Origin of the sequence: Wolbachia endosymbiont of Anopheles demeilloni, from assembly GCF_018491735.2 — a bacterium.
Taxonomy (GTDB): domain Bacteria; phylum Pseudomonadota; class Alphaproteobacteria; order Rickettsiales; family Anaplasmataceae; genus Wolbachia.
Map to the genome: position 1 here is coordinate 625,740 of NZ_CP084694.1, position 19,147 is coordinate 644,886.

A 19,147-nucleotide genomic window follows, 5' to 3' on the forward strand; every position below is an offset into this window, starting at 1 on the left:
TTAAGCAACAAATATCAATAACACCGCAAGTAAGAACGCAAGTAACCCCATGATTTCAACCATGGCAGCACCAATATAAACGTACGTTTTCATTTTACCTTCTGATTCAGGGTTTCTCGCAATTCCATTTAACATAGCAGAAAAGATATTAGCTATACCTAAACCAGCACCGAGCATCCCAAACACAGCTAAGCCAATTGCTATAAATTTTAAAGCCACTAAATCCATATATTACCTTTAACTATTTCTTTATAATATAATTATAAAATATTCTGCAAGGAAGTCAATTACTTTACTGCATCTGACAAATATACACATGTTAATATAGTAAATATATAAGCTTGCAAAACTGCAACAAATACTTCAAATCCTATTAGTGCAATTATAAACAAAAAAGGTGCAGGAGTAAAAAATATGTTCATATTTATGACGAATCCTGCTATCACTTTGATGATTGTATGACCTGCAATCATATTTGCTGCAAGCCTTATTGATAAACTAATCGGTCTTACTAAATAAGCAAATAATTTAATAATGATGATTATAGGTGCAAGCCACGAAGGAGTTCCTTTTGGTAGCAATATGCGTAAAAATTCTACTCCTCTTTCTTTAAACCCAACAATCGTTATATAAGTAAAAACCACCATTGATAAAGCGAAGGTAACTATCACATGACTTGTAACTGTGAAACTATAAGGAAGAACACCAACTAAATTACACGATAAAATGAAAATAAATACTGTAAATATCAAAGGAATGTGCTCCAAACCTTTGCTTCCAGTGTTACTTTCTATTATTGAAACAACAAAATCATATACATATTCAACTGCAGCTTGCAAATATCCTGGTATTACTGCACTTTTTCTTATTCCAAGGAGCAAAAACAGTACCATTAATATCAACGAGATCATCATAAAAAGAGATGAGTTGGTAAAGTTTATGTCATACCCAAATAATTTTGGTAGTTCTATTATTGTATATACTTTAAATTGTTCTAGCGGATTTAACGCCATCTTGATTTATATACTTAAACTATAATAGTAAGTAAAATATAGATTTGATAGGGTAAAGTCAAGAATTAAGATAGAAGATCCATGCCATTATTGCATAAATATATCAACAAAGTATGTGATTAGAATGCTAATTATAGCCAGCGTTACATTTAAAAATTCACTAATCTTATTAAGTTACTTAATACCTTGATTTAACATCTTATTTTAATTATAATTTAACTTTTAGTTGAGGTATTATTATGGATGGAATAGATTTTATTAATCAGCCTTTAAATTTAGAACAGGAGTTTGGTAACGGATATATCAAATTGACAGATGGTTCCTTTAACGAATACACTGGCCATTATCAAATAGGAAGCGAAATACTATATGAAAGTCATAATATGATAGGAAACTTAACTATTGATGGTTACATTTGTAATTTCTATGAAGATAATCACAATATGAATCTCAAATTTTCTATGGAAGTAGATTTAAAAGGTGATATAGAGAAGATAAGCTTTCTTCACAAAAATATATAAAATTACAATAGCTTCTACATCACTGCTCGTGATGTAGAGGTATTCCACTACAACAAACTTTAAAAGCATCACATTTTACATTACAATAAATTTTTGTTTCTTGTTAGGTAGATGAAATTCACATTATCTTGGTTATTAGAGTACTTAGAAATCAATGCCAGTTTAGAAGAAATTACTGATAAGCTAACTCACATCGGATTGGAAGTAGAAGATGTGGTCAACAATACCAAATTGTCCGAGTTTGTTATTGCAAAAGTATTAGAAGTCACACCTCATCCAAATGCTGATAAATTAAAATTATGTAAAGTAAATGATGGAAGTAAAATTCTGCAGATAGTCTGCGGAGTAAAAAATGTTAAAGAAGGCATGAAGACTGTACTTGCATCTCTTGGTAGCACATTGCCAGAAAGCAACTTTACAATTAAGCCTACAAAAATAAGAGGAGTGCTAAGTGAAGGGATGCTCTGCTCTGCTTTCGAACTTGCGTTGACTCAAAATGAAAGTGAAGGAATAATTGAGCTTTCTGACGATTATAAAGTAGGGGATAAATTTTTTAATTGCGATCCTGTAATTGATATAAATGTCACTCCAAATCGTGGAGATTGCCTAGGTGTTTATGGAATAGCACGTGATCTAGCAGCAACTGGAATTGGAACGTTAAAGACTTTAATCATTCCACAACTTACCGATTCTATGAACTCACTAATAAACGTCAAAGTCATCGATGGGGAGAGTTTTATTAGTGGAGTATATATCACTAATGTAAAAAATAAAGAGAGTCCAAAATGGCTAAAAGATAGTCTAGAATCGATAGGAATGCGCTCCATTTCTGCAATAATTGATATTACTAATTACATCATGATATCCTTTAATCGCCCAATGCATGCATATAATGCAAAAAAAATAGAAGGAGAGCTCACAGTACGTAAAGCAAACGATGGAGAAAAATTTATTGGTTTAAATGATAAAGAATACTTATTGAACAAAGACATAAGCGTTATTTTTGATGATAAAAATGTTCATGCAATTGCTGGAGTTATAGGTAGTAAGTACAGTGAATGCACTCTTGAAACTACTGACATCTTTTTAGAGTCTGCTTGGTTTGACCCTATTTCTATCACTAAATCTTCAAGGCAGCTCAACATCTCCACAGACTCAAGTTACAGGTTTGCACGTTCAGTTGACCCTAGTTTTACCCTTGATGGACTCAATCTTGCAGCCCAGATGATTTTAGATTTATGTGGTGGAGAAGTGTCAAGTGTAGTGTCTGCTGGCAATCTGAATAAGGCTGATACCAAGATAAATTTCAATTATCAAGATGCAAACAAACTTGGAAGTGTATCTGCATCACCTGATGAATTATTCAATATTCTAACAAAATTAGGGTTTAGTATTGATAAAAGAACTGAAAATAATTGGAGCGTACATGTACCAACCTGGAGATCGGACGTAACCATACCTGCTGACTTAATTGAAGAGGCAGTAAGAATATACAGCTATGATAAAATAAAGGAAGAGCCACTAGCAGAAGACGTTACAGTAGAAGAAGAGACGCAAGATGATTTGCGCATTTTAATGACAAGTAGAGGGTTTCATGAAGTGATAACTTGGTCTTTTATGAGTGAATCAATAGCTGAAAAATTTAATTACTTGAATAAATTATTTATTATCGACAACCCATTTAATAATGACTTTAATATAATGAGACCAAGCATCATACCAAATTTGTTAAAAGTTACTGCAGATAATACTGCCCATGGTACACCTGATTGTGCAATTTTTGAAATTGGGCTAATTTATAATGATGAAGCTCAGTCTAAGTATGTTTTAAGCGGAATCAGGTCAGGAAATAATCTACCACGAAACCATTATAACACTGACAGGAAAATAGATGTTTTTGACGCAAAGGCTGAACTCATAACAGCTTTGGAACTTTTTAATATCAATTGTGATAATTTAGCAATAGAGAGAGCAGAAAAAGAATATTATCACCCAGGAAAATCAGGCTCCTTATCTTTTAGAAGTAACATAGTTGGTTATTTTGGAGAATTGCATCCGAGTATATTGGATTTTTTTAACATCAAACAAAAAATTGTAGGCTTTGAGTTGATATTAGAAAATATCGAAAAATTACCTATAAGTAGAAAAAAATTTATCAATTATAAATATCAAAGTGTAAAACGCGATTTTGCGTTTATTGTAAATAAAGATATAGAAGTAGGTAGTATAATCAATATGGTGAAAAAAAGCTCAGAGCTCATCACAGAAGTTTTGATATTTGATGTATATCATGGAAACAATATAGAATCGAATAAGATGTCTATAGCATTTTCAGTTACTTTCTGCTCTCCAACTCACACTTTAACTGAAGAGGAAATCCAAAAAGAATCAAATATGATAGTCAACTTAGTGTGTGAAAATACTGAAGGAACTTTGAGAGCTCATCATTAAGCTGTAATCGCCGTTTCCTGATTTTGCTGTGTCACGTTTACTTCATCCAATTTATTCCCTATCTTGAATTCAATATCCTTGAAAAAGCTATCCCACATTCCATGCAAATGCTCTTCTACTTTAGGCCATACATCATTTTTAAATGTCGTTCCATCATCAGAAAATAAATTACCAAAAAAAACTCCTACTTCCTCATAACTTGATTGAAAATGTTGAAGAAATGTTTCTACTTCCTTATGAGTATCATGCGCCACACTCAACGCTTTTCCTTCTGTGCTCTTATCCCCACGAATTGCAACGGCAAGACCTGTTTGAATATATCCCAAGCCTGTCCTAATAGCTTTTATAGGCTGCAGCCATGAACTTTTATCACTTTTTGGTACATTATTTACTATATTTTCCACCAACCTATTTATTAAAGGAGACAATAAATCTTGACAAAAATGTTTGATATTGTCTTTTGTCTTAATCACAGGACTTTTTATGCACTTTTCTGCCAAATAGTACTCAAGTTCTGCTCTCTCTAGTAACTTCTTAATTGCTTCTTCATCAAAAATTTCATGCTCGAATGCTTTAAGTAAATCATCTTCTATTATTGCAAACTTTATTTTTTCGCGAGATTCCAGTTCTTCTCTATAATCATTTTTTGTTTCTTCATTTATCAATAATCCTTTTTCTTCTAATTCTAACTGTTTTAATGCTTTTAGGATTTCTTGGTTATTTTGAAAGTGCTTCTCTATTAATTTTGTACTTGGATGCTTCTCCCCCCTTCTATTTTGCTCATCTTCTAAATATTTGTTTAAATCCTCATTTCCTTCTATTACTTTTCTTAACTATATAGGTTGCTTTAAGCATTCTACAATTTCCGCTCGGTGCGAATTAATCCTCTGCACTAAATTCGGCTCCTTTCCCTCTAACAGCTTACATGAGTCCTCTATACCCTTTGCTTGGCCTTTGAATAAAATTTGTATTTTACATTTCGTTATTTCTAAATATATCTTTGCTATAAAGTCATTTACTTTATCTGAAACTTCTTTTGAACTTTTCTTGCTAAAAGGACCTTTTATCTCCTCTTCTAAACTTCGAAACTGGTCTATTAAGCTTAGCGTGCCTAATAGGCCTAACTCACCCTTTGCTTTTTTCATTACTGATTTTACTAGCCTTTGCTCAACTTCTTGATCATCATACTCGAACTTAAAAAGATCTTCTAATTTCCTTTTTAAATCATCGTTTGTTAAGTTATTTTTTCCTTCATCATATATTGCTTTCAGCTTTTCATGTATCCCATTATACCTTATTTATCCTTCTTTTTTTTAATACTCAATCTCTATTTTAGTGTTATCTAGAGCTTTCTTCGTTTCTTGAGGATGTATATCCTTATAAACATCAATAATTGTCCTCTTAGCTATTTTCTCTTCTTGTATAAGCCGTTCCCATTCTGCTTTAAATACAAAAAGCTCACTATCTTCTAAGATATCTGGCACTTTTGCTCCTGCTTTTTTTAGATCTTTTATTATAATCTCTTTTTCAACTTGTAATTCCTTACCTTGACTTTCTAATTTCTGTTTCACTAAAGTATTTTTTAGCTCATCTTCCAGTGAAAAATCTTCTCCCCGTCTATTTTGCTGAAACTTAATTGCTTGTATAAAGGCAACTTGATAAGCATTTTCTATTAAGTGAGTTGTCAACTTAGAATCTATGCTACTCACCACTTTCAGCCTGAATTCACTCAATAATTCCTTCAGTTTATCATGTGTAATATCTTTCTTTTCTAGCTTCATCAGCTCTTCCATAGTTCTTGCGCATTCTTGAATTGAAGTTGCAATTACACTTGCGATCTCATTACGCAAGGGCTGAAGACCATTTTTTAAATCGACACCAGTTGACAATTTCAGTATGATATTACGTTCTGAATCCTGTATCACATTAAACCATTTGCCATTTTCACTTTGGCATAAATCTCTCAGTAATTGTTTAAATTGTGGTGGAAACTTTATTTCCATATCATATGTAATGCTTGTTCTAAAAAGTTTCGTTTCATGAAAAGATACCTCTATATTTTGGTGCTTATTAGAATACTGCCCCATACTTATTTCAAGAGCAGTAACTAAAGAGTGAGATAAATCTCTATTTAAAAGATAAAAAGTAGCCAAAGCAACTGTTGCAGGAATGATTAAGGCTACAAGCACAGTCACATTAACAAAAATTGCCATTGCAGCAAGAGCACCATATGCCAATCTTTTTGGCACACCTATTTCACTCTTTTTTGTCTTATCTTCCACTACACCTTCTTGTGTCTTGCTATTTGCTTTAAATTTACTGTATATGACTAACTTCAGTGCAGTAAAAGCAATATAAGGGAGCATTAAAACTGACAGAGCTAAATTTAATATTTTCTTCTCTGGGCAAGCTCTGTTTATCTCTTGCAATATTTCGCTTGACATATTATACCAGGAGGTAAAAAAGTCAAGAATTATTATCTTTATAATGAAATATACTGAGTGGAACATTAAAAGCAGCTATTTATTTAATTAACCAATCCTGCTTACTTACAGCATCAAAAAACTCTTCTTCCTCTTCCAAAGCAACATTGGAAATAGATTGTACTTTATCCAAATCATCACTATTGTTGTTTAAATCAACAATTTCTTTATGGCTATCTGTAACAACTTGATTCATATTACACCCTACTTAAAGCAATTTAAGTATAGCATAAACATTACTAATTTTGCAACTTTATTAACTTAATACCAACTGTCAAACCTTGGTATTTCTTAAAATAGAAATCGGCCTCGATCTCTTTATTAGTGTCCAAAGATAAGGCAAGGGTCTGCTCTTTTATATATTTATTCCATGTAGTTATTGCTTCCTTAATTTTTTCATCTTCTGTTTTTATTGTTACTCTAATTCTATCTGATATATGAAAATCAGCTTGTTTTCTAGTTTCTTGAATAAGCCTCACAACATCTCTTGCGAGTCCTTCTAGAATTAGTTCGTCATTGAGCTTAGTGCTCAGAATAACAACCCCTTTATTGTCATCAAATACAGAAGAATATTCACTATTTGCTTTTAATAGCAATTCATATTCGCCTTTTTCTATAATGTAATTTTCCGACTCATTTCCCAAGAATATCTGTTCATTTTCAATCTGCTTCCATTTTCCTTCTTTGAAATATTGAACTAGTTTCTTGATTTTATCTGGAATCTTCTTGCCAAGTAGAGGGAAATTTAGTTTCAGCTCTAGTGATGCAATATCTTCAAGTCTATTTACTAATTCTAATTTTTTTACATTTACCTCATCTTTTATCATCTCTTGGTATTCATTTGAGTCTGCAGTACACTGGATCCCAGTGTCACGAACTGGGATGACAGAAAACGGCTCACCTTCAAGAAAACTACAGAAAGACTGATGGTAGATAGTCATACTGCCAAGTGGCTGCCTGATGCGCATGTTAAACGTATTTCTGATGGATAATCCAGAGTTACATATCTCTCTTACCAAATCCATCTTGGCAATGAGCTGACTATTATATCTATCTGATTGTGGAAAATCAGCCAAATGAACAGATATTTCTTCATACCTAAGCCCCTGCCATATAGTCTCTGTTATAAGTGGCAACAAAGGGGCTGCTGCTCGAAGCATGTAATAAAAAACTGTGTACAGAACATTATAAGCGTCGGTTTTATCTTGATCTAAGTCACTTTTCCAAAAACGCTCGCGACTGCGACGAATATACCAGTTATTTAGCACTTCAAAAAAATCTTTCAGGATTTTGCAAGCTTCCTGAGAGTTATAGTTGTTCATAGAAGCTTGGATACCTTCCACAGCTTCAAAACATTTTGAAATCATGTAGCGATCAATAGTACTTTGATAATCCTTACAAACTTCAGCTTTAATTCCATCTGCATTTGCATACATGGTAAAAAAGTGATAACTGTTCCAAATAGGTTTTATTACGTTTTTTAGAACATCACGCACTAAATTTCCTTCTTTGTCGAGTAGCAAATTACCACCACAGACAATGGAACCAGACAGCATAAGAAAACGCAGCGCATCAGAACCGTATTTATCAAAAACCTCCATTGGATCTGCATAATTATTCAAACGTTTAGATAATTTCTGACCTTTCACATCAAGAACCACACCGTGGCATATGCAATTCTTAAATGGCTCACTATCAAATAAAGCAGTGGAAAGAACAAAAAGCGTATAAAACCATCCTCTTGTTTGTGCTATATATTCAGTGATAAAATCCGCAGGGAAATTACTCTCAAACCACTCCTTATTTTTAAACGGATAGTGAACTTGCGCGAACGGCATCGATCCAGATTCAAACCAACAGTCAAACACATCAGGCACACGACGCATAACTGATTTTCCTGTTGGATCATCAGGATTTGGTCTTATCAAAGTATCGATAAATGGTCTGTGCAAGTCATCTATTTTAACATTAAAATCTCGCTCTAGTTCTGCTATCGAACCATACACATCCACTCTTGGATATTTTACATCGTCTGACTTCCACACAGGAATTGGCGTACCCCAAAATCGATTGCGTGAAATAGACCAGTCATGCGCTCCTTCAAGCCATTTTCCAAATTGACCATCTCTTATATGATTTGGCATCCAATTAACTCTCTTATTTAGCTCTGTCATTCTTCCCTTAAACTTTGTCACAGCAACATACCAAGAAGGCATAGTACGGTAGATTAAAGGAGTGTCAGTTCTCCAGCAGTGTGGATAATTGTGAATATATTGCTCAGTTTTAAACCAGCTCCCCTGCCTTTTTAATTTCTTGATTACTGTATCATTGGCATCAAAAACATGAACTCCTGCCAAATCTGAAACTTCAGTAGTAAATTTTCCAGCGTTATCAACTGGACAAACAGCTCGAATATCATGGCTTTGGCAAAGGTAAAAATCTTCTTCACCAAATCCAGGAGCAGTGTGCACAACACCAGTACCATCTTCTGCTGTAACATAATCGGCAATGAAAACACGGAACGCATTCTTTGTATCTTTAAAGTAATCAAACAGTGGTCTATAAGAAAGACCTGCAAGATCACTTGCTTTAAGTTTTATATTACAGTTTTCATATTGAATATTGCTTTGTTCACAGTGGCTGACAAATTTCTCTAAATAACTTTCAGCAAAGATGCAAACTTCACCATTTACTAACACCATACAATACTCAATATCCTCCCCTACTGCCAGTGCGAGGTTGCTTGGCAACGTCCAAGGGGTTGTAGTCCAAGCGAGCAACTTACATTTTTGTTTAAATTGCTTTGGATTATCTAAAAGCTCAAATGCAACAGTTACAGCCTTGCTAGCTTTTTCTCTATAAGCATTATCTAGTCTTGTTTCAAAATTAGAGAGTGGAGTTTCGCACGCCCAGCTATAGGGAACAACGCGTATTGATTCATACACCAGACCTTTATCATAAAGCTGCCTAAATGCCCACATGACCGACTCCATGAATGACTTATCCATAGTCTTATAGTCATTGTGAAAATCTACCCATCTTGCTTGTCTATTTACATACTTCTCCCATTCTGATGAAAATTTCATCACAGAAGTACGGCAATGATTATTGAATTTTTCAATGCCAAACTTCTCTATCTCAGTTCTACCAGATATTCCAAGTTCCTTTTCTGCACCCATCTCAGCTGGTAAGCCATGGCAATCCCAACCAAATCTACGTTCAACCCTTTTTTGCAGCATAGTTTGATATCTTGCAAATGCATCTTTTATAAAACCAGTAAGCAAGTGTCCGTAATGCGGAAGTCCATTTGCAAACGGAGGCCCATCATAAAATACAAAACAATGACCCTTGGAACGTTTCTCGACTGACTGCTCAAAAATTTTATTTTCCTGCCAAAATTTTATGATTTCCTTTTCTAGCAATGAAAAATCAGGACTGCTGCTTGTATCAGGATAATACTTCATATTCATTTTAACTGGATAAAATCAAAGAATATAGAGCTTTTTGGAAAATTACAAATTCAAAAACTCTGTTTCTATAAACATAGACAGGTATTGACATCATTATACAACATATTAATTCATTAGACTTATTTATTGAGGTTGAAGATGAATAAAGACAATAGAAGTTGTCCTTATCATAAATTTCATGATGCTAACAAAAATAATAGTAAAAGTAGCTTTATTTGGAAATCGCTTTCTTATGAATACAACAATTCTGGAGAGATTGAGAGAATACGCTATCAGTGGAAAAAGAAAAAAATCCCGCGAATCTATTATATCAAGTCTCATATGATTGCGTAACAGAGAGCTGTAGTCCCTTAAGGATTAAATCTAGATAGCTTATAAACTTATAAAACACACAAAGTACTTCTACATGAGACCATGGGAGCACTTTTCTCTAATTAGGCAGCGCATCCCAATAAACTATTTTGCCGAGCTTCCAATATCCTTACATTTACTATTTTATCTTTGTATTTATCGTCAGGATCATCAACGCATACTGATTGCATGTATGGGCTTTTACCAATAATTTGATTTTGGTGTTTACCTTTTTTATCACTGAATAGAACAGGAATAGTTTTTCCTATCATACTCTGATTAAATTCAAGTTGTTGCTTGCTAATTAATTTCTGTAACCGAAGAAGATGCTCTGTTTTAACCTCTTCTGGTACTTGATTTTTTCTTTCCGCCCCTGGCGTTCCTGGCCTTGGGCTATATTTAAAACTATAAGCCTGAGCGTACTTTACTTTTTCTACTAACTTCATAGTTTCCTCAAAATCTTTTTCAGTTTCTCCAGGAAAACCAACAATAAAATCAGAAGAAAATTCGATTTCAGGTTTCAATTTGCGAAATCTGTCTATTATTTCCAAATACTCCTCTGCAGTGTGTTTTCTGTTCATTGCATGCAATATTTTATTCGAACCTGACTGCACAGGTAGGTGAACAAACGGCATGAGTTTTGGCTCTTCTGCATGCACCAAGTAGAGAGATTCGTGCATATCTCTTGGATGAGAAGTTGTGTAGCGGATTCTTTTTAGGTTTTCAATTTTAGCAATGTGACTAATTAATTTTCCTAAATCCCAGACCTCTTCTTCGCACTCTCCATTATAAGCATTAACATTTTGACCGAGCAAATTGATTTCCCTTGCCCCATTTGCAACTAACTTCAATATTTCACGGAATATTTCATTTACTGGTCGTGAATACTCAGCCCCGCGAGTGTAAGGCACCACACAAAACGTACAAAATTTATCACAACCTTCTTGTATGGCAAGAAACGCAGAAGACCCCTGGCTATTGCCATAACATTCATCCGGCAATTTATCAAACTTTGCAACTTCAAGAAAGTCAGTATTTATTATATGACCTTTACTTCTACTTGCTTTGACTATCAATTCCGGTAAAGCAGCAATACTCTGCGGACCAACAACAATATCAACAAAAGGAGCCCTTCTGAACACTTCTTCTCCCTCTGCTTGCGCTACACATCCAGCCACTACTATGGTCCTTTCTTTTCTTGACGAATGAATTCTTCCAAGCTCTGAATAAAGCTTTTCTGCTGCCTTTTCTCTAATATGACAAGTATTCAATATCACTAAATCAGCTTGTTCTACATCACTAACAATGTTGAATCCTAGAGGCTTAACTATATTCTCCATTAAAATGGAGTCATAAACGTTCATCTGACAGCCGTAAGTTTTAATATATAGGCCTTTCATATTTAAAATTCTTCACACAAATTCTAGCAAATTATACGAAAAACTGAATTCTAGTACAACAGCCAATAAAGTTTGCTTGACAAACCTTCTCGCTTTCCTTACCCTAAGAACCTGTTCACAATCTTTTCAGAAGCAAAGCAGCGAAAGCAAGAACGACCATTTGCAGGCTAGTGTTGAGTTTCCGCTCGCAATTTTTCCAAAGTCGCCTACATTTTTGCAACCAAGCAAAAGATCTCTCAACAACGTCCTCTTCCTGCAAGACTTCAGATCTGCTACAATAATCTCAAACTTTCCTCGACTTATATCACTTGGATATAAACTTCCCATATCCTACTTTATCCTCTCATTCTATCCCTTTTTTGAGATCATGTACAGTCTCTTAGAGTAGAGGTATTTTAAGAGCTCAAAAATCTATCTCCGTCTGCAGACTTTTCAGTCAATTTCTCAATAAAAAGTGTAGCGTATCTTCTTCAGTGTATACTGTAGTATGTGCGCTGTATTTTTTTTCTAATCTTTCAGGGGGATTTTATGTCCAGTATTCCAGATACTTGACCTTTATTCTTAAGCTAAAAACCGATTGGTACCTATGGTTTTTATAAAGAAAGTGCAAAAAATACTTTAAAGAATATGAAATAAAGGTAGAAAAGGTTTGAGTAACCAAAAACTGTTTCCAGGCATAAATTTGCGATGCATACTTAAAAAGTAATTACATTAATATAATGTTCACACTTATATGTCAATATAGATATAATAATAATTAAAGAGCATGTTATGCAAGAAGAAGTATTAGATTTTACAGATGCTCTTTGTCAAAATAAATGTGATTCCTTTCGAGTGACACTCTCTTATATCCTTCTTTAGGTTATACAGAAGTCTAACACAATTATAGAACAAGCTTAAAAGTTCTGGTAAAGTAGTTTTATTTATAAAGAGCATGCTACTTGATATTGAAAAACGCAGCATAACAAATGCACTGTGGAAGTTACAAGAAGCAGATCAAAGGGAGATTTTTACTCTTATACAGAGATTTGAGTTGCCAGAAATATTAGCAAGAATATTAGTTGCTCGTGGTGTTAACATAGAAAATGCACATGACTTCTTACACCCACTAATCAGATCGCTATTACCAGATCCCTTTCACCTCCTTGATATGGATAAAGCTGTTTCTCGCATAATAAAAGCAATAAACAATAATGAGAATATTGCAATATTTGGTGATTACGATGTTGATGGTGCAACGTCATCAGCATTGATTAATAGGTACCTAAGAGCGATTGGGACACACTCTATAATCTATATTCCAGATCGTGTTGATGAGGGCTATGGATTGAACACAGATGCTTTATTACAACTTAAAAAGAATGGTATTGATTTATGTATTTCTGTTGATTGCGGTACGCTTGCATATCAACCAATAGAAGAGGCAAGGGTTTTTGGACTTGATATTATAGTTATCGATCATCACCTTGGTATAGAAAAATTACCAAGTGCTGTAGCAGTTGTTAATCCCAACCGCCTTGATGAGAGCTCTCCTTATAATAACTTAGCAGCAGTTGGAGTGTCATTTCTGCTAATTGTTGCTCTTAACAGAAGCCTACGTGAGCAAGGATTTTTTACCAACAAAAAAGAACCAGATTTATTTGATCTACTGGATTTAGTTGCTCTTGGAACTGTTTGCGATGTTATGCAGATTACAGGCCTAAATAGGGCTTTTGTTTTACAAGGATTAAAAGTTATGTCAGCAAGAAAAAATGTTGGCTTACGTGTTTTGTTTGACGCTTTGGGAATTCTTGAAAAACCAAGTGTTTCACGATTAGGGTTTAGTATTGGGCCATGTATAAATGCCGGAGGAAGAATTGGAGAAGCATCGCTCGGTGCAAGGTTGCTTTCCACTGATGATGAAGAAAAGGCTCATTCAATCGCGCTAAAACTAATAGATTTGAATAATGCAAGAAAAATGCTAGAAAATGAGGCTATTTTGGAAGCTACAACACAAGCGGAAAATTTTGCCCACTTAGGTGTAAATTTTATAATGGTAAGTGGTAATTGGCACCAGGGAATAATTGGTATAATTGCATCAAGACTAAAAGAGCAGTTTCACTTACCAACGATAGTGATATCTTTAAACAATGGAATAGGAAAAGCAAGCTGTAGGTCAATTTCTGGAGTAGATATTGGTGCTGCGGTTCTTTCTGCAAAATTTACCAACCTAATCATTGAAGGTGGTGGTCACAGTATGGCAGCAGGATTTTCGATTGAGGAAGGTAAAATAAGTGATCTATATGATTTTTTTACTGAAAGATTTGCAAACTCTACAAATAACAAAATTATCAAAGCTGATGGTATAGTAACAGTTAAAACAATAAACTTATCCCTGTGGAACCAACTGCAACGCTTAGAGCCATTTGGTGTTGGTAATCCTGAACCGAGATTCATCATTCAAGGAGCAAAGATAAGAAAGCCGGAAGTTATAGGAGTTGACCATATAAAATGTTTTATTGCTGACGATAATGTTATGGTCAAAGCTATTGCGTTTCGCTCTGCAAATACTGAGCTTGGCTCTGCTATTATGCAGGGTAATGTTAAAGCCATTTTGGGTAAAATCTCTATGAATTACTGGAATGGTAATGAATTTATACAACTTATGATAGAAGATGTCTTAACCATTAGTTAAGTTACTATTTTACAATAATTACCTATCAATCTCACCAAAGACTATATCGAGTGAACCGATAATTGCTGAAATGTCAGCAAGCATATGTCCTTTTGCCATGAAATCTAAGGCCTGTAAATGCGCAAAGCCAGGTGCTCTTATTCGGCATCTGTAAGGTCTATTGGTACCATCTGAAACTATATATATTCCAAATTCGCCTTTTGGCGCTTCAACAGCCACATAAGCCTCACCTTCTGGCACATGATATCCTTCTGAGTAAAGCTTAAAATGATGAATCATAGCTTCCATGGATTCTTTCATTTCTGCTCTTGGCGGTGGAGAAATTTTTCTATCTTCAGTTTTTATTGGCCCTTCAGGCATCTTCTCTATGCATTGCTTCACCAAGCTGATAGATTGTCTGATCTCCGCCATTCTTACTAAATAACGATCATAACAGTCACCATTTTGACCGATAGGTATATCAAAATCTAGCTGATCATATATCTCATATGGCTGGCTTTTTCGCAAGTCCCAAGCAAGTCCAGCAGCACGGAGCATTGGTCCACTAAAGCCCCAATCAAGCGCCTGTTTTATTGATATTTCACTAATTCCTACAGTGCGTTGCTTCCATATCATATTTTCTGTCAGAAGATCATCAACATCATCTATATACTTTGGAAATTGCTCTATAAATTTTGCAATATCTTCAATCAAACCTTCTGGGATATCTGCTGCAATTCCACCTGGCCTTATATAAGCTGCGTGAAATCTTGCACCTGAGGCCCTTTCATAGAACTCGAGTATTTTTTCTCTCTCTTCAAAGAGCCATAAAAGAGGAGTCATCGCCCCAACATCAAGTGCTTGGGAAGAGATATTTAGTAAATGATTTAGTATTCTTGTCAGCTCACAAAATAGAACACGCAAATATTTTGCCCTAATCGAAACTTCGCACTGCAATAATTTCTCTACACATAACGAATATGCATGCTCTTGTGACATTGGTGACACATAATCAAGGCGGTCAAAGTAAGGCAGAGCTTGAAGATAAGTTTTATGTTCTATCAATTTTTCAGTGCCACGATGCAAAAGCCCAATATGAGGATCTGCCCTCTCGATCACCTCACCATCCATCTCTAAAACAAGACGTAACACCCCGTGTGCAGCTGGATGCTGCGGTCCAAAGTTTAACATCATTGTCTTTAGATCAGGCATGCTTGGTAGTTTAAGGTATTGGAATTGTATATGGTAAAATGTGCTTAAAGTCAATAGGCTTCTTGTACAAGCTATAACTCATCGTTACAATAAAAAACTCTCAAAAACTTCACCACTTCTTCATGATCTGATAGACAATGTTTATGTGTCACATACAATTATTGCACTTATGTTGATCAAGGCAGCGAAATTATGTATAGATAATTTTGATTGAGAAATAGTTTTTCTACTATATAAATTCTACTTTAGAGTAATCAAAATTAATGAAAGACAATAAATATAGTTTAGGTTTAAGGATCATTCATTGGTTAATGTCTGCTCTTATTATTGGTATGCTTTGTTCTGGACTGTACATGAAAAGTTTGCTGATTAGCAGTGAAATTAAATTCAGCATATACACTATTCATAAGGCTTGTGGTATCACCGTTCTTGGATTAACTATAGTACGTATATTTTTTCTCGTCTTTACTTATGTTCCGCCATTACCAGCCAATTTTTCTCGATTCGTAATCAATGTGAGCAAAACGATACACTTTTGTTTATATGCTTTGATGGTGCTAATACCGCTATCTGGTTATGTCATGTCTTCTGCTTCTAGTAAAGAGATCAAATATTTTGTTCATATCCCTTTGTTAATCAATGAAAACAAAGAGCTAGCTAGTACAGCTAATCAGCTACATTCGATGCTTGCATATCTTATGATAGTCTTTATAACCTTTCATATACTTGGTGCTTTAAAACACACATTTATAGATAAACAAAACATTTTTAAACGTATGATGTAGGCTATATGTTGAGCAGGCTTTGGAAGAAAGGAACGAATTTTCTCGGTAGTGAGTTTGCAGTAATGGGTGGTGCTATGAGCTGGGTTTCAGAGAGAAATTTGGTTTCAGCAATCTCAAATGCTGGTGGATTTGGCGTAATTGCATGTGGTGCAATATCTCCGGACTTACTGAAAAAAGAAATCATAGAGACACAGAAATTAACTCATAAGCCATTTGGTGTCAATCTAATTACTATGCACCCAAATTTGAGTGAGTTAATAGATATATGCATTGAAACAAAAGTAAGCCATGTAGTTCTTGCTGGCGGATTACCAACAAAACCTAATATAGAAAAAATCAAGAATGCAGGCATTAAAGTTATGTGCTTTGCACCAGCATTAAGCCTTGCGAAAAGGTTAGTAAACATGGGGGTAGATGCGTTAATAATAGAAGGTATGGAAGCAGGAGGACATATCGGTCCTGTTAGCACTTCTGTTCTCGCACAAGAGATATTACCTCATTTTAAAAATGAGAAAACACCGGTGTTTGTTGCAGGTGGAATAGGAAGAGGCAAAATGATAGTGAACTACCTAGAAATGGGAGCAAGTGGCTGTCAAATAGGTACATTATTTGTCTGCACGAATGAGTCAATCGCTCACAAAAATTTTAAAGAAGTATTCATCAAATCAGCTGCGCGTAATGCTGTATCTTCTGTGCAGATTAGTGCTGATTTTCCTATAATTCCAGTAAGGGCTATAGCTAACAAAGCAAGTGACGATTTTATGGAGCATCAAAGAGACATTATTGATAAATATCAAAATGGAGAAATCTCAAAAGAAGATGGGCAGCTTGAAATAGAAAAGTTCTGGGCTGGAGCCTTAAGAAGAGCAGTAATTGATGGAGATGTTGAAACAGGATCTTTAATGGCTGGTCAAAGTGTTGGCATGGTTGATAGAGAAAAGCCTGTAAAAGAAGTAATAGATATACTAGTTCAACAGGCAAGCAATTATGTTGAAATGTAAAATCAGTAATCAGCAAAGAAAATAGTTAGCAAATTGCTATAATTATCCGCAATAAGGTATAACTGCCCAATTTTAATGTAAAATTAACGCTAAAGAGGTATTCATACATTTTATTTATATGAGAGGAATGTTATGCTAGGTACTTTAAAAAATCTAGAAGTAATGATTTACCTTATAAAATAGAAGAGCTTATTCAATCTTTGAGTAATGAAGAAGATCGTAAACTGTTCACCAATATATACAAAAAGGTCACAAAAAACACACATAATCATGGAAATCTAAAAAAGGGAGATAGAACTATCGCAAAATGCATAGAGTTGTTCAACAAAGGAGCTGATCCTAACATATTAATTAAATTAGCAAAATTACTGAGAGAGCAAGAAGAATATCAAAAATATTATAATTATTACACCGAGAAATTTCTTCCAGCATTGGAAAAAGAAGTGATAGAGTCAGAGGGATTAATGAAACCTTCAGTACTTAACAATGAAGAAAAATCATCACAAAGATCACCAACAATAAAAGGGAAAACATTAAAAATAATTTCAGAGATTACTAAAAAGAGCAACAATAAAGATCATTCTAGTAGCACTATTCAAAATCAGAAAAGTCTTAGAACCTGTTCACAATCTTTTCAGAAGCAAAGCAGCGAAAGCAAGAACGACCATTTGCAGGCTAGTGTTGAGTTTCCGCTCGCAATTTTTCCAAAGTCGCCTACATTTTTGCAACCAAGCAAAAGAAGATCTCTCAACAACCCATCTTGTCCTCTTCCTGCAAGACTTCAGATCTGCTACAATAATCTCAAACTTTCCTCGACTTATATCACTTGGATATAAACTTCCCATATCCTACTTTATCCTCTCATTCTATCCCTTTTTTGAGATCATGTACAGTCTCTTAGAAGTAATCAAGCAAATAGACAAAATAATACTACGGAACTATTTAACAAACAAAGTCTTTCTGGTGAAGTTGAAATTCCCAAAAATTCAGGTATTAATCCTCTGGAAAAGGATTCTTTAGCTAAGGGTGTAAGTGGAAAAGGAACCCCTGAAATATATAATCCCTTGAGAAGTTCAGGTTATTATAGTGCTTCAACATTTCTTACATCAAAACAATCGCAAGAAAGAAAGGAGATCGCACAATCACAAAGGAACAGCTTAACTTCAGTAACAAGCATTTCATCTGAGGAAAGTGTACACTTAAAATTAAACCCTGCTGAGGAAGATAATAGTTTGCAACTAGAAGATGAAGGAAAAACAAAATTAGCACATCCGAACAAAATAAGGCCCAAAGGCCCAAGCGGAAGAATACCCCCTTCTAAACATTATAAGAAGACTGAAGAAGGGCCTCATTGTGTGATCTCAGTGACAGGCAGTAAGGTAAAAGATACAATACAATACAATACAATACAATACAATACAATACAATACAATACAATACAATACAATACAATACAATACAATACAATACAATACAATACAATACAATACAATAATTATGAAAAGAATAGTAAAATCAAAAACAAAAATCTTCACGTCGCACTTGTAACAAGTTCTGCTCTCTTAGCAATAGGGTGAATTGTTGCAGGAGCAATGACATCAGGATTAGTAGGAGCAGGACTGTTTGTGGTGGCTGCAGTGTTTGCTACATCAGCTGCTGCTGAATTTTGTTAAAATATTCTGTCAAGTAAATTGACATCCATTAGTGTGAGTCCTCTTGTTGATAATAAAGAGCTAACACGGTGATAAAAGTTAAATATGAGTTACTTATGGTGAGCAAGTGAATTCGGTTCTTGCCTATTGATGTA

10 protein-coding genes and 4 pseudogenes are annotated in these 19,147 nt (G+C 34.5%); 6 read left to right on the plus strand and 8 right to left on the minus strand.

The window, feature by feature from the left end:
* On the minus strand, window positions 1-228 hold the full coding sequence (locus JSQ73_RS03355; protein ID WP_214249595.1) for a F0F1 ATP synthase subunit C: 228 nt from the start codon (window positions 226-228) through the stop codon (window positions 1-3).
* Window positions 229-287: 59 nt separating this feature from the next.
* The gene (locus tag JSQ73_RS03360) at window positions 288-1,013 is read right to left on the minus strand and encodes a F0F1 ATP synthase subunit A (protein WP_214249596.1); all 726 of its coding nucleotides are present in this window, start codon (window positions 1,011-1,013) and stop codon (window positions 288-290) included.
* 239 nt (window positions 1,014-1,252) lie between these two features.
* Between JSQ73_RS03360 and JSQ73_RS03365 the strand changes: the two genes are divergently transcribed.
* Entirely contained in the window at window positions 1,253-1,534 is a 282-nt protein-coding gene (locus JSQ73_RS03365; RefSeq protein ID WP_214249597.1) for a hypothetical protein, read from the plus strand.
* A gap of 111 nt (window positions 1,535-1,645) precedes the next feature.
* A complete protein-coding gene (pheT, locus tag JSQ73_RS03370) occupies window positions 1,646-3,985 on the plus strand; it encodes a phenylalanine--tRNA ligase subunit beta (RefSeq protein ID WP_214249598.1) in 2,340 nt (779 codons plus the stop codon).
* Here pheT and JSQ73_RS03375 read toward each other — a convergent pair.
* The 4 genes and pseudogenes from JSQ73_RS03375 to JSQ73_RS03390 form a co-directional block, all read right to left on the minus strand.
* Window positions 3,982-6,664: pseudogene (locus tag JSQ73_RS03375) on the minus strand (hypothetical protein). The gene pheT and the pseudogene JSQ73_RS03375 overlap by 4 nt on opposite strands.
* Window positions 6,665-6,707: 43 nt before the next feature.
* Complete coding sequence (gene ileS, locus JSQ73_RS03380) at window positions 6,708-9,938, minus strand: isoleucine--tRNA ligase (protein WP_214249599.1); 3,231 nt, start codon at window positions 9,936-9,938, stop codon at window positions 6,708-6,710.
* Window positions 9,939-10,372: 434 nt separating this feature from the next.
* Window positions 10,373-11,689, minus strand: coding sequence for a tRNA (N6-isopentenyl adenosine(37)-C2)-methylthiotransferase MiaB (gene miaB, locus JSQ73_RS03385; RefSeq protein ID WP_214249600.1), 1,317 nt, complete (start codon window positions 11,687-11,689; stop codon window positions 10,373-10,375).
* Window positions 11,690-11,804: 115 nt separating this feature from the next.
* A pseudogene (locus JSQ73_RS03390) lies at window positions 11,805-11,936 on the minus strand (IS5/IS1182 family transposase); the annotation flags it as partial.
* A gap of 687 nt (window positions 11,937-12,623) precedes the next feature.
* Between JSQ73_RS03390 and recJ the strand changes: the two are divergent.
* A complete protein-coding gene (gene recJ / locus JSQ73_RS03395; RefSeq protein WP_214249603.1) occupies window positions 12,624-14,363 on the plus strand; it encodes a single-stranded-DNA-specific exonuclease RecJ in 1,740 nt (579 codons plus the stop codon).
* An 18-nt stretch (window positions 14,364-14,381) separates the two neighbouring features.
* Here recJ and JSQ73_RS03400 read toward each other — a convergent pair whose 3' ends face one another.
* Window positions 14,382-15,554, minus strand: coding sequence for an NADH-quinone oxidoreductase subunit D (locus tag JSQ73_RS03400; protein ID WP_214249604.1), 1,173 nt, complete (start codon window positions 15,552-15,554; stop codon window positions 14,382-14,384).
* A gap of 263 nt (window positions 15,555-15,817) precedes the next feature.
* Here JSQ73_RS03400 and JSQ73_RS03405 point away from each other — a divergent pair, with 263 nt between their 5' ends.
* A complete protein-coding gene (locus tag JSQ73_RS03405) occupies window positions 15,818-16,339 on the plus strand; it encodes a cytochrome b (protein ID WP_214249606.1) in 522 nt (173 codons plus the stop codon).
* A gap of 5 nt (window positions 16,340-16,344) precedes the next feature.
* A complete protein-coding gene (locus JSQ73_RS03410) occupies window positions 16,345-17,340 on the plus strand; it encodes an NAD(P)H-dependent flavin oxidoreductase (protein ID WP_214249607.1) in 996 nt (331 codons plus the stop codon).
* A 623-nt stretch (window positions 17,341-17,963) separates the two neighbouring features.
* Here the strand turns inward: JSQ73_RS03410 and JSQ73_RS03415 are convergent.
* Window positions 17,964-18,101, minus strand: a pseudogene (locus JSQ73_RS03415) (IS5/IS1182 family transposase); the annotation flags it as partial.
* A gap of 132 nt (window positions 18,102-18,233) precedes the next feature.
* Between JSQ73_RS03415 and JSQ73_RS06840 the strand changes: the two are divergent.
* A pseudogene (locus JSQ73_RS06840) lies at window positions 18,234-19,085 on the plus strand (DUF350 domain-containing protein); the annotation flags it as partial.
* Between the last annotated feature and the right edge of the window lie 62 nt (window positions 19,086-19,147).